The following is a 12,022-nucleotide window of genomic DNA, read 5'->3' on the forward strand; positions in this document are numbered from 1 at the left end:
CGCAATCCCGATCAAGCGCCGCCGTCGTCGAAATACCGAGCCAGGCTTGAAGCCGCGCCGCAATCCGCCATTTTGAGGAGCGCGGCGCGATAGCCCGGAGCAGTCATGATGGATATCGTCTTTTCCTCGACCACCAAACTGGCCGCGGCCATCCGCGACCGTACGGTTTCCGCAATAGAAGTGCTGGACGAGCATCTGGCGCAGATCGACAGGCACAATGAGGCGGCCAATGCTGTCGTCACGCTCGACAGGGAGGGGGCTCGCGCTCGAGCGCAGAAAGCCGACGAAGCGCAGGCGCGCGGCGAGGCACTTGGGCCGCTGCATGGCCTGCCGTTCACACTGAAGGACACGCACGAAACCGCTGGCATGAGAACCACCGTCGGCTTCCCGGCCTTCGCCGACTATGCCCCGAGGGCAGACAGTTCGGTCGTTGCCCGGCTAAAGGCGGCAGGCGGCATACTGGTGGGCAAGACGAACGTGGCGACAATGCTCGGTGACTGGCAGTCGAGCAATCCGCTATTCGGCCGCACCGGCAATCCCTGGGATCTCCAGCGCACCGCCGGCGGCTCCAGCGGCGGTGCGGCGGCGGCGCTCAGCACCGGTATGACGCCGTTCGAGGTCGGCACCGACATGCAGGATTCGATCCGGCTGCCGGCCGCCTTTTGTGGCGTCTACGGCCTCAAGCCGACCGAGCACCGCGTCTCGCTCGCCGGCGCCTTCCCCGATCCAGGCGGGGCGCCGCGCAGCGTGCGGCTGATGTCCTGCCTCGGACCGCTGGCGCGCAGCGTCGAGGACCTGGCGCTCATCTACGGCCTCATTGCCGGCCCGGATGGAAGCGATACCGACCTTGCGCCGGTACCGGTCGAAACCATGCCGGAGCTGGACCTCAAAAATTTGCGCATTGCCGTCGCGCCGTCCTTTCCGGGCTTTCCAGTGGCCGGCGAGATCAGCGCGGCGGTCGAAAGTCTGGCAAAAGAGCTTCAGGCTGCGGGCGCCATCGTCGAGGAAGCCGAATTGCCGGAGCTCGACCTGCACGACGACCTGAAGCAGGGCGGCGTCCTGATCGGCATGATGCTGGAGGCGGCGCAGCCCGAACCGCCGGAGAATCCGACGCCGGTCTCGCGCTGGTTCGAGGCGCTCGCCCGCCGCGACCGCTCCATCCTGGCATGGGAACGGTTCTTCGACCGTTGCGACGCCTTGCTGTGCCCGGTCGCCATGGTCACCGCCTTCCCGCATTGCGAGCCGGGAACGCCGATCGAGGTCGACGGCGAGAAGCAAAGCTACTGGATGCTGCCGGCCTATGGCGCGGTGTTCAACTACAGCGGCCATCCGGCACTGTCGCTGCCCTGCGGACAGGATCGCGACGGCTTGCCCGTAGGACTACAGCTTGTTGGCAAACGCTGGTCGGAGTCGCGCCTGCTCGGGATCGCCAGGGCCATCGAGCCGCTGGCCGGCGGCTTTCGCCGCCCACCCGGTTATTGAGTAAACCGCGCCAGTCCGTAGGGATCAAGCAGCGGATCGCGCTCGCCGTCGAGGATTTCGCGGGCGGCGAACAGGCCGACGGCCGGCGCCAGCGTGATGCCGGAATGCATAACGGCGACGTAGACGCCGCCCGTGCCTTCGGCGCGGCCTATGATGGGAAAGCCATCGACCGGCGTCGGCCGGTAGCCAATGGTGTGGAAATCGAGTTCCAGCCCATCCGCGCCGCGCAGCATCGCCTTCATCGCCGCAAACAGGTCGCGGGCGGTGGCCGCGGCATCCATGCCGGGATCGGCGCCGCCGAAATCCGAGCCGGCGATGACGCGGCCTTCCGCTGTCTGGCGCATATGCAGGCGGTCGCCGATCACCAGCCCGTTGAGCAGCTTTTCGTAGGGGCGCGAGTGCACGATCAAGCCGGGTGGCGTCTCGATCGGCAGTTCTATCCCGGCTGTTGCCGCTAGTGCCGGAGAGCTGGCTCCGGCCGCGATCACCACCTCGTCGGCAGCAATCCGCCCGCCGGATGTATCGACGCCGGCAATCCTGCCGTTGGCCTGCACAAGCGCGGTCGCGGTAACTCCCGTCAGCAGCCGCGCGTCGCGCCGTTCAGCGTCGGTCAGCAGCGCTTGCGTAGCAGCGACCGGTTCGGCGACACCTTCCTTGGCGACATAAAGGGCGAAGTCGGGAAGCTCGGTCAGGTTTGGCTCGATGCGTGCTGCGGCGGCGCGGTCGACACGCTCGATGCCATAGCCCCATGAGGAATGTTCGGCGGCATAGGCTTCCAGTTCGGCCGCGGGCAGGTCCCAGCACAGGCCGCCGCACCATTGCAACGGGACGCCGGGCACTTCGTTCGCCAGCCGCGTCCATTCGGCCATCGATCGAGTCCGTAGCCGGAAGTAAGGCTGCAGATTACCCCAGCTGGCGTTGATCCAGGCAAAGGAATTCGGCGTCGCGACGCCGCCGGCGCCGCTGCCGGCAATGACCGTCACCTTTGCTCCTGCTCTGGTCAGGTGCCAGGCGATGGAGGCGCCGATGATGCCGGCGCCGATGACGATGACTTGTTTCGCCGCTGCCATGCTTCACTCCTCGTTCCAACGCCACCACTGCGATGCCATTGCCCGTGGGCTCTGCCAAGAGCGCGCGGTATAAAATATGCCTCTTGACTTTAATACGTACGTACGTATTGTATCGCCATGGCTAGACACTCACTTCGCGAAAAGCTTCTCGACGCCGGTTTCAAAACCATCTGGAGTTCCGGCTATTCGGCCGCCGGCGTACGCGACATCGTCGCCGCGGCCGATGCCCGTCCGGGGTCCTTCACCAATCATTTTGCATCCAAGGAGGCGTTCACCGGCGAGGTGCTGGACCGCTATTTCGCCTATGTGAGCGGTTTGGTGGAGCAGGCCCTCGCCCGGGACGGCACGCCTCCGGTCGGGCGCTTGCGCCGCTATCTCGAAATCATCACGTCGAAACTGGAGGCGCATGATTGGGCACGGGGCTGCATGATCGGTAATCTCAGCCTCGAGACGGCGGCTCACAGTGAGGCGCTGAGGCTGCAACTCGTCGCCATTTTCGAACGCTGGCGCAAGCCCTTCGCCGAATGCATCGCCGAGGGCCAGGCGGCCGGCGATATCACCGACGCATTCGATGCCGAGGACCTCGCCGATTTCCTTTTGAGTTCCTGGCAAGGCGCGATGCTGCGCATGAAGGTGGAGCGCAGTCCCGAACCGCTCGAGCGCTTCAAGAACATCGTCTTCAAAACAGTCTTCGCAAAAAGGAGCTGATCCGATGAACCCGAAATTCGAAAAGCAGCAATCCCGCACAATGCTGCGACGGTCGCAAATCGCGGTACTCGATTCCACCATCTCCTATGTCGAGGCAGGCACGGCTGGCCCGACAGTGCTCTTCCTGCACGGCAACCCGACGTCGTCCTACATCTGGCGCGACATCATCCCGCATGTGGCGCCATTCGGCCGCTGCATCGCGCCCGACCTGATCGGCTATGGCCAATCCGGCAAGCCGGACATCGACTATCGCTTCTTCGACCACGTCCGCTATCTCGACGCCTTCATCGAGACGCTTGGCATCACCGAACTGGTGGTCATCGCGCAGGACTGGGGCACCGCGGTCGCCTTCCATCTCGCCGCACGGCGGCCGCAGCGGATCCTCGGCCTCGCCTTCATGGAGTTCATCCGCCCCTTCGAGAGCTGGGACGATTTTCACCAGCGTTCGCAGGCGCGCGAATTGTTCAAGGCAATGCGCACGCCCGGCATCGGTGAGAAGCTTGTTCTGGAAGACAACGTCTTCGTCGAAAAGGTGCTGCCGGCCTCGGTTCTGCGCACGATGAGCGATGCTGAAATGGCCGCCTACCGGGCGCCGTTCCCGACACCGCGATCACGCAAGCCGATCCTGCGGCTGCCACGCGACCTGCCGATCGAAGGCCAGCCCGCCGATGTCGCCGCCATCAGTGAGCACGACCATCGGGCGCTCCGGGCTTCCTCCTACCCGAAGCTGCTTTTCTCAGGCGATCCGGGCGCCCTCGTCTCGCCGCAGGCGGCACGGGAATTCGCAGCCGGCCTAAAGAACTGCCGGTTGATCGATCTCGGACCCGGCGCGCATTATCTGCAGGAGGACCATGCCGACAGGATCGGTACCGCCATTGCCGAGTGGATTCCCGAGATAGCCTTCGAGAGCCATGCCGCCGAACCGGCGTGAAGCCGGGAGCGTGGCCACTCCGCCGGAGAGGTCGACAGCTCTGCACTCCGCTGCTAGAAGCCCGGCCTCACACGGAAATCCTGAAAATGTCCGAAACGATTACAGATGCGGTATCGCGCCGCCGCACTTTCGCGATCATTGCTCACCCCGACGCCGGCAAGACGACGCTCACCGAAAAGCTGCTTTTGTTCGGCGGTGCGATCCAGCTTGCCGGCGAGGTCAAGGCCAAGAAGGACCGCATCCAGACCCGGTCCGACTGGATGAAGATCGAACGCGAGCGCGGCATTTCGGTGGTCACCTCGGTGATGACCTTCGAATATGAGGACACTGTCTTCAACCTGCTCGACACGCCCGGCCACGAGGATTTCGCCGACGACACTTATCGCACGCTGTCGGCGGTCGACAGCGCGGTGATGGTCATTGACGCCGCCAAGGGCATCGAGCCGCGCACGTTGAAACTGTTCGAGGTCTGCCGGCTGCGCGATATCCCGATCATCACCTTCGTCAATAAGATGGACCGAGAAAGCCGCGACCCGTTCGACATCCTCGATGAGATCGAGCAGAAGCTGGCGCTTGATACCGCACCGATCACCTGGCCGATCGGCCGCGCCAAGACCTTTTCCGGGACCTACCATCTGGCGCTGAACGCGGTTCGCAAGGGCGACGCCGAAAAGGAGCGCACGCCGGTCAACGGCCCCGATTCCAACCGTGTCGCCGGTCTCTTGCCGGAGAACGACCGGGAGGCTTTCATCGAGGAGCTGGAGCTGGCGCGCGAGGCCTGCCGCCCGCTCGATCTGGAAGCCTTTCGCGAAGGCCATCTGACACCGGTCTATTTCGGCTCGGCGCTGCGCAATTACGGCGTGCGCGACCTGATCGAGGCGCTCGGTGCCTATGGGCCGCCGCCGCGCGCGCAGGAGGCCGACACGCGCAAGGTCGAGGCGACCGAGGACAAGATGACCTCCTTCGTCTTCAAGATCCAGGCCAATATGGACCCCAACCACCGCGACCGCATCGCCTTCGTCCGCGTCTGCTCCGGCAAGCTCGAGCGCGGCATGAAGGCCAAGCTGGTGCGCACGGGCAAGCCGATGAGCCTGTCGGCGCCGCAATTCTTCTTCGCCCGCACCCGCGTCACCGCCGACGAGGCGTTTGCCGGCGACGTCGTCGGTATTCCCAATCACGGCACGCTGCGCATCGGCGACACGCTGACCGAAGGCGAGGAGATCCTGTTTCGCGGCGTGCCGAATTTCGCGCCGGAAATCCTGCGCCGCGTCCGCCTCGGCGACGCGATGAAGGCCAAGAAGCTCAAGGAGGCGCTGCACCAGATGGCCGAGGAAGGCGTCGTGCAATTGTTCTCGCCGGAGGACGGCTCGCCGGCCATCGTCGGCGTCGTCGGCGCCCTGCAGCTCGATGTCCTGAAAGAGCGGCTGAACTTCGAATACACACTGCCGGTCGATTTCGAGATGTCGCGCTTTTCGGTCTGCCGCTGGATCTCGGCCGACGACAAGGCCGAGCTCCAGCGCTTCATCGAGGCGCATCGCGGCGACATTGCCCGCGACCTCGACAACGACCCGGTGTTCCTCGCCCAGCACGCCTTCTCGCTCAATTACGAGGCTGAAAGCTGGAAGGCGATCCGCTTTGCGGCGGTAAAGGATTATCAGGTCCGCGACAAAGCGGCCTGATGCGCCCCTTCCCTTCTCCCCTTCTTGTGGGAGAAGGTGTCGCCGAGGGCGACGGATGAGGGGTGTTCCAGGAAACACCAACGTCTCATTCCGTCCAGCACCCCTCAACCGTCTCGGCGCTTCGCGCCGATCCACCTTCTCCCACAGGGGAGAAGGAAAGATCGCGTTCGTTCACCCTTTCGCTGCCTCTTCGATCTTGGCGATGTCGATTTTGCTCATCTGCATCATCGCCTGCATCACCCGGCCGGCCTTTTCCCTGTCGGGGTCCAGCAGCAGCTTGGGCAACTGCTCGGGAACGACCTGCCAGGAGAGGCCGAACTTGTCCTTCAGCCAGCTGCACTGGCTGGGCTCGCCACCGCCCGCGATGAGCCTGTCCCAGAAATAGTCAACCTCTTCCTGCGTCTTGCAGTCGATGGAGAGCGAGACTGCCTGGGTGAACTTGAATTGCGGCCCGCCGTTGAGCGCCTGGAACTGAACGCCGTCGAGCTCGAATGAGACCATCAGCACCTTGCCCTCATTATCGCCGCTGCCCTTGGGCCAGCGCATCACGCTCAGCACCTTCGAATTCTTGAAGATGGAGATGTAATGGTTCATGGCCTCCTCGGCCTGGTCGTCGAACCACAGGCAGGGGGTGATCTTTTGCATTCTCTTGCTCCTCGGACTGGTTTTGGCTTTGTTTTTACTGGCAAAACGGCCGGCTGGCGAATGTTGCCCAGCCCCGCCGTCTGCCCAAGGACGCTCGAGCAAAACCGGATCCGACAGCACCTCTGACTTTTTTTCGGTCGGTCTGGACCGGCTGCGTCTTTGGCTGGCGCTCGTTCCGCGCCCTGGCGCAGCGCAAAATTGTGGCCAGACCAGAGCTTGGCGCCTATAAGGCCTGCGGCTCAATTCCGGTTTTCCGCGCCTGTGCGGCGCGAGCAGACAGCAAGGACAGTTCAATGCCCGCCTACCGTTCCCGCACCACCACCCATGGCCGCAACATGGCCGGCGCCCGCGGCCTGTGGCGCGCCACCGGGATGAAGGATTCGGACTTCGGCAAGCCGATCATCGCCGTGGTCAATTCCTTCACCCAGTTCGTGCCCGGCCATGTCCATCTGAAAGACCTAGGCCAGCTGGTTGCCCGCGAGATCGAAAAGGCCGGCGGCGTCGCCAAGGAATTCAACACCATAGCCGTCGACGACGGCATCGCCATGGGCCATGACGGCATGCTCTATTCGCTGCCGTCGCGAGAATTGATCGCCGACTCGGTCGAATACATGGTCAACGCGCATTGCGCCGACGCCATGGTCTGCATCTCGAATTGCGACAAGATCACGCCGGGCATGCTGATGGCGTCGCTGCGCCTCAACATCCCGACCGTCTTCGTCTCCGGCGGACCGATGGAGGCCGGCAAAGTGGTGCTCGCCGGCAAGAGCCAGGCGCTTGACCTGGTCGACGCCATGGTCGCGGCCGCTGACGACAAGGTGTCCGACGAGGACGTCAAGATCATCGAGCGATCGGCCTGTCCGACCTGCGGCTCGTGCTCGGGCATGTTCACCGCCAATTCGATGAACTGCCTGACCGAGGCGCTCGGCCTGTCGCTGCCCGGCAACGGCTCGACGCTGGCGACGCATGCCGACCGCAAGCGGCTGTTCGTCGAGGCCGGCCATCTGATCGTCGATCTCGCCCAACGCTATTACGAGCAGGACGACGACACCGCGCTACCGCGCAGCATCGCGTCGAAGGGCGCCTTCGAGAACGCCATGACGCTCGACATCGCCATGGGCGGCTCGACCAACACCGTGCTGCACATCCTCGCCGCGGCACATGAGGGCGAGGTCGACTTCACCATGGAAGACATCGACCGGCTGTCGCGGCGGGTGCCGGTGCTATGCAAGGTGGCGCCGGCCAAGGCCGACGTCCACATGGAGGACGTCCACCGCGCCGGCGGCATAATGGCGATCCTCGGCCAGCTGGATAGCGCCGGGCTGATCAAGCGCGACCTGCCGACGGTGCACACCGCCAGCCTCGGCGAAGCGCTCGACCACTGGGATATTTCGCGCACGAGCAGCCAGAACGTCCGCGACTTCTTCCTCGCGGCACCCGGCGGCGTGCCGACGCAGGTCGCTTTCAGCCAGGACCGCCGCTGGGACGATCTCGATCTCGACCGCGAGACGGGCGTCATCCGCTCGGCCGAACATCCTTTCTCAAGGGACGGCGGCCTTGCCGTGCTGAAAGGCAATCTCGCGCTCGACGGTTGCATAGTGAAGACGGCCGGTGTCGATGAATCGATCCTGAAATTCACCGGTCCGGCAAGAGTGTTCGAAAGCCAGGATGCCAGCGTCAAGGCGATCCTGTCGAACGAGATCAAGGCCGGCGATGTCGTCGTTATCCGTTATGAAGGCCCGCGCGGCGGCCCCGGCATGCAGGAAATGCTCTATCCGACCAGCTATCTCAAATCGAAGGGCCTCGGCAAAGCCTGCGCACTGATCACCGACGGTCGTTTTTCCGGCGGCACCTCCGGCCTGTCGATCGGCCACGTCTCGCCGGAAGCCGCGGAAGGCGGTCTGATCGGGCTGGTCATGGAAGGCGACACGATCGAGATCGACATCCCCAACCGCACCATCAGGCTTGCTGTCGACGACGCCGAACTCGCCGCCCGTCGCGCGGCGATGGAGGCCAAGGGACCAACTGCCTGGAAGCCCGAGGAAAAGCGCAAGCGCAAGGTGACGACCGCCTTGCGCGCCTATGCGGCGATGGCGACAAGTGCCGCCAAGGGGGCGGTGCGGTACGTGCCGGAATAGGCATACTCTTCAAAGGGGTAACGATAGATGGATTTCGACCTTGTGGTGCGCGGCGGCACGCTGCCGGACGGCAGGATCGCCGATATCGGTATCGTCGGCGAAACGATCGCAGCGATTGAGCCCGAGCTGAACGTCAGCGCCGGCACGGCGATCGATGCCCGTGGCAATCTGGTCTCGCCGCCTTTCGTCGATCCGCATTTCCATATGGACGCAACGCTCTCGCTCGGCATTCCGCGCATCAATGTCTCGGGCACGTTGCTCGAAGGCATTTCGCTGTGGGGCGAGCTGAAGCCGCTTCTGACCCACGAGGCGGTGCGCGACCGTGCGCTTGCCTATTGCGACTGGGCGGTGTCGATGGGCCTGCTCGCGATCCGAACCCATGTCGATGTTTGCGACGACCGCCTGCTGGCGGTCGAAGCGCTGCTCGACGTGAAGAAGACCGTTGCGCCGTATATCGACCTGCAATTGGTCGCCTTCCCGCAGGACGGCTTCTATCGCTCGCCGACGGCGCGCAGCAACACCATCCGGGCGCTCGACATAGGCGTCGATGTCGTCGGCGGCATTCCGCATTTCGAGCGCACCATGGCCGACGGCACGCGCTCCGTCACCGAGCTCTGCGAGATCGCGGCCGAGCGCGGCCTGATGGTCGACCTGCATTGCGACGAGACCGACGATCCGCTGTCGCGCCACATCGAGCAGCTTGCCTATGAGACGCAGCGGCTTGGATTGCAGGGCAGAGTGGCCGGCTCGCACCTAACATCGATGCATTCGATGGATAATTACTACGTCTCGAAACTGTTGCCGCTGATTGCCGAGGCCGGCGTTTCGGCGATCCCCAATCCGCTGATCAACATCATGCTGCAGGGCCGCCACGACACCTTTCCCAAGCGCCGCGGGCTGACGCGGGTCAAGGAGATGCTGGCGCACGGCATCCGCGTCGGCTGGGGCCAGGATTGCGTGCTCGACCCCTGGTATTCGCTGGGCACCGCAGACATGCTCGACGTCGCCTTCATGGGCCTGCATGTCGCCCAGATGTCGAGCCCGGCAGAGATGGCGCGCTGCTTCGACATGGTCACCAACGTCAATGCCGCCATCATGGGCCTCGACCACCTTGGCCTGGCGGTCGGCAAGCGCGCCAGCCTGGTCGTTCTCGATGCCGGCAACCCGGTCGAGGCGCTGCGGCTGCGCCCAGAGCGTCTCTGCGTCATTGCCAGGGGCAAGGTGGTGGCCGAGCGCAGCCGGCAGGACACGCGGCTTTCGATCGCCGGAAGGCCGGGCACGGTGAACCGGCGCCACGCTTAAAGCGCGTCGCGCTCGACCGGCCTCATGCGACGCGCTTAAGTTCCTGTTTTGATGCATGTCGTTGTCGCAAAACCGCTGCACACTTTTGCGCGACATGCATTAGTCCAGCCGATTTCCGGCGCTGGTCTTACCGAATTCTCGATTTTCGCCTCGTCACGGCCGCAGCTTGCGACTACGACGCGGGTCACCGTACCCCACGGCGAGGAACCGGTAACGGAATGGCGCAGCCCGCAGCCCATAATTCGACGATCAGGAACGTGCTGCTGGCCGGCATCCTGCTGATGCTCGCCGGCGATTTCCTGTTTGCGCTGAACGATGCGATGGGCAAGTGGCTGGTTGCCAGTTTTTCCGTCGGCCAGGTCGTGCTGATCCGCTCGATCGGCGCGTTTTTCATACTTGGGCCGATGATTGCCCATCAGGGTGCGGCCAAGCTGTTTCTCATGGAGCGGCCGGAGCTGCAGCTGCTGCGCGTGGTGATGACGACGCTTGACACGGCGCTGTTCTACGCGGCGGTCGTCTATCTGCCGCTCGCCGATGTGATGAGCTTCTACATGGCCGGGCCGATCTACGTCGCGGCGCTGTCGCACTTTTTGCTCGGCGAAAGGGTCGGCTGGCGCCGCTGGGCGGCTATCCTGCTCGGTTTCTGCGGTGTGCTGATCATGCTGAAGCCGTCGTCGGCCGCGTTCTCGCTGTCCTCGATGTTCGCGCTCGCCGGCAGCATTTCCTTTGCCTTCGCCATCATCCTCAATCGGCGGCTCCGCGGCACCAGCGACACTTCGCTGGTCACCTGGCAAACCATCGGCACGCTGCTGGTCGGCGCTGCGCTGACCCTCGGCAGCTGGAGGACGCCGTCCTCGCTCGACTTCGGCGCCATGCTGCTTCTCGGCATCGTCTCCTGCGGTGCGCATCTGATGATCACCAGGGCGTTGAAGCTGGCGCCGGCCTCGACCTTGGCGCCGCTGCATTACAGCCTGCTGTTGTGGGCAGTGGTCTTCGGCCTCGCCTTCTTCGGCGATGTGCCTGGGCCGCGCATCCTGATCGGCTCGGCCATCGTCGTGCTGGCCGGCCTGTTCATTTTCCATCGCCAGAAGGTGGTCGAAACCGTGGTGCCGCCCGAGAACGTGCCGAAGGGTGTGAATTAACCCCGGCGCACCGCTGCGAGATGCCGCGAAAATTCCGGCATCTCCATCAGTGCCTTGCAGCGCGCAAACCGGCCGTCTGCATAGGCGCGAAAGTCGTCGGCCGGATTTTTGTTGGCAAGCTGGATCAGTCCCCACAGCGTCCACAAAAGGTCGCACATCGCCTTGTAGATGACGATGCGGGCGCGCTCCGCCGGTCTCGGCTCGCCGCCGAAATAGGCCAGCATCATTTCCTCGTCCTGCGCGGCGTCGAATTGCCCTTCGACGCTGAGGTCGCCGAGATCCCAGAGCGGATCGTTCATGCCGGAATATTCCCAGTCGACGATCCACATCCTGTCGCCCGTATCGAGAAAGTTTTCGCAGAGCGGGTCGCAGTGGCAGGCGACGATCGGCAGAGGTTGAGCTGCAAGTGCTGAGCGCACTGCCTCCGCCTCGCGGACCACATCGTGGTAGCCGGCAGGCAGGGCGACGTCCTTGGTTGACAGCACTTTCAGATAATCGTCGATCATCGCGAACAGCTCGAAGCGGAAGGGGAACACCGCGCCGGATGTGTGCAGCTTGCGAAAGGCCTTGCCGGCGCGTGCCGGGCTGCCCGGTCGGGTCTTGAATTTTTCCGGCGACATCGTCTCGGCGCCGGCGATGAAGCGGGTCACCAGCACGCCGGTCTCGGCATCGACATGCAGCACTTCCGGGCTGACGCCGGCCTTCGCCGCTTCCCGGGCCGCCACTGCCTCGTTGGCGCGGTTGATGTATTCCTCGGTATCCTTGCCGGGGATACGCAGGCAGAAATCCTTACCTCTGAAGACGAGGTTGGTCAGGCCGCCGAGCCGTTCCAGCGGGCCGTCATAGCCGGCCAGCATCGGAATTGCCGCAAGCGCGGCGCGTGCCTGGTCATCCGCCATGGCTTTCGCTCCTTTTCCCATCTTTA

General features: G+C 64.2%; 10 protein-coding genes. 7 read left to right on the forward strand and 3 right to left on the reverse strand.

Annotation, left to right across the window (positions count from 1 at the left end; all coding sequences use genetic code 11):
* Positions 1-108 precede the first annotated feature (108 nt).
* Positions 109-1,482, forward strand: a complete 1,374-nt coding sequence (locus tag NKJ12_RS10010) for an amidase (protein WP_352644576.1) — start codon at positions 109-111, stop codon at positions 1,480-1,482.
* On the opposite strand, the gene NKJ12_RS10015 is transcribed toward NKJ12_RS10010, so the two are convergent.
* Entirely contained in the window at positions 1,476-2,552 is a 1,077-nt protein-coding gene (locus NKJ12_RS10015) for an NAD(P)/FAD-dependent oxidoreductase (RefSeq protein ID WP_352702452.1), read from the reverse strand. The two genes, NKJ12_RS10010 and NKJ12_RS10015, sit on opposite strands and share 7 nt — an antisense overlap.
* Before the next feature lie 117 nt (positions 2,553-2,669).
* Between NKJ12_RS10015 and NKJ12_RS10020 the strand changes: the two genes are divergently transcribed.
* The 3 genes from NKJ12_RS10020 to NKJ12_RS10030 all read left to right on the forward strand — a co-directional run bounded on the left by NKJ12_RS10020 (position 2,670) and on the right by NKJ12_RS10030 (position 5,870).
* A complete protein-coding gene (locus NKJ12_RS10020; RefSeq protein WP_352702454.1) occupies positions 2,670-3,260 on the forward strand; it encodes a TetR/AcrR family transcriptional regulator in 591 nt (196 codons plus the stop codon).
* 4 nt (positions 3,261-3,264) lie between these two features.
* The gene (locus NKJ12_RS10025) at positions 3,265-4,191 is read left to right on the forward strand and encodes a haloalkane dehalogenase (protein WP_352702456.1); all 927 of its coding nucleotides are present in this window, start codon (positions 3,265-3,267) and stop codon (positions 4,189-4,191) included.
* 86 nt (positions 4,192-4,277) lie between these two features.
* Positions 4,278-5,870 carry a peptide chain release factor 3 gene (locus tag NKJ12_RS10030; RefSeq protein ID WP_352702458.1) on the forward strand — a complete coding sequence of 531 codons (1,593 nt, stop codon included), beginning with the start codon at positions 4,278-4,280 and terminating at the stop codon, positions 5,868-5,870.
* A gap of 171 nt (positions 5,871-6,041) precedes the next feature.
* On the opposite strand, the gene NKJ12_RS10035 is transcribed toward NKJ12_RS10030, so the two are convergent.
* Positions 6,042-6,515, reverse strand: a complete 474-nt coding sequence (locus NKJ12_RS10035) for a VOC family protein (protein WP_352702460.1) — start codon at positions 6,513-6,515, stop codon at positions 6,042-6,044.
* Positions 6,516-6,808: 293 nt separating this feature from the next.
* Here NKJ12_RS10035 and ilvD point away from each other — a divergent pair, with 293 nt between their 5' ends.
* The 3 genes from ilvD (at position 6,809) to NKJ12_RS10050 (ending at position 11,097) form a co-directional block, all read left to right on the forward strand.
* Positions 6,809-8,653, forward strand: a complete 1,845-nt coding sequence (gene ilvD, locus NKJ12_RS10040; protein WP_352702463.1) for a dihydroxy-acid dehydratase — start codon at positions 6,809-6,811, stop codon at positions 8,651-8,653.
* A 27-nt stretch (positions 8,654-8,680) separates the two neighbouring features.
* Positions 8,681-9,955, forward strand: a complete 1,275-nt coding sequence (locus tag NKJ12_RS10045; RefSeq protein WP_352506947.1) for an amidohydrolase family protein — start codon at positions 8,681-8,683, stop codon at positions 9,953-9,955.
* A 218-nt stretch (positions 9,956-10,173) separates the two neighbouring features.
* On the forward strand, positions 10,174-11,097 hold the full coding sequence (locus NKJ12_RS10050) for a DMT family transporter (protein ID WP_352506948.1): 924 nt from the start codon (positions 10,174-10,176) through the stop codon (positions 11,095-11,097).
* On the opposite strand, the gene NKJ12_RS10055 is transcribed toward NKJ12_RS10050, so the two are convergent.
* The gene (locus NKJ12_RS10055; protein WP_352506949.1) at positions 11,094-11,996 is read right to left on the reverse strand and encodes a phosphotransferase; all 903 of its coding nucleotides are present in this window, start codon (positions 11,994-11,996) and stop codon (positions 11,094-11,096) included. The two genes, NKJ12_RS10050 and NKJ12_RS10055, sit on opposite strands and share 4 nt — an antisense overlap.
* Positions 11,997-12,022: the final 26 nt, after the last annotated feature.

The sequence above is a fragment of the Mesorhizobium sp. M0195 genome (assembly GCF_040322115.1).
Classification (GTDB): domain Bacteria; phylum Pseudomonadota; class Alphaproteobacteria; order Rhizobiales; family Rhizobiaceae; genus Mesorhizobium.

Coding starts and splice junctions, on each gene's coding strand:
- NKJ12_RS10010 (WP_352644576.1), top strand. CDS start 109: ATGGATATCGTCTTTTCCTCGACCACCAAACTGGCCGCGGCCATCCGC.
- NKJ12_RS10015 (WP_352702452.1), bottom strand. CDS start 2,552: ATGGCAGCGGCGAAACAAGTCATCGTCATCGGCGCCGGCATCATCGGC.
- NKJ12_RS10020 (WP_352702454.1), top strand. CDS start 2,670: ATGGCTAGACACTCACTTCGCGAAAAGCTTCTCGACGCCGGTTTCAAA.
- NKJ12_RS10025 (WP_352702456.1), top strand. CDS start 3,265: ATGAACCCGAAATTCGAAAAGCAGCAATCCCGCACAATGCTGCGACGG.
- NKJ12_RS10030 (WP_352702458.1), top strand. CDS start 4,278: ATGTCCGAAACGATTACAGATGCGGTATCGCGCCGCCGCACTTTCGCG.
- NKJ12_RS10035 (WP_352702460.1), bottom strand. CDS start 6,515: ATGCAAAAGATCACCCCCTGCCTGTGGTTCGACGACCAGGCCGAGGAG.
- ilvD (WP_352702463.1), top strand. CDS start 6,809: ATGCCCGCCTACCGTTCCCGCACCACCACCCATGGCCGCAACATGGCC.
- NKJ12_RS10045 (WP_352506947.1), top strand. CDS start 8,681: ATGGATTTCGACCTTGTGGTGCGCGGCGGCACGCTGCCGGACGGCAGG.
- NKJ12_RS10050 (WP_352506948.1), top strand. CDS start 10,174: ATGGCGCAGCCCGCAGCCCATAATTCGACGATCAGGAACGTGCTGCTG.
- NKJ12_RS10055 (WP_352506949.1), bottom strand. CDS start 11,996: ATGGCGGATGACCAGGCACGCGCCGCGCTTGCGGCAATTCCGATGCTG.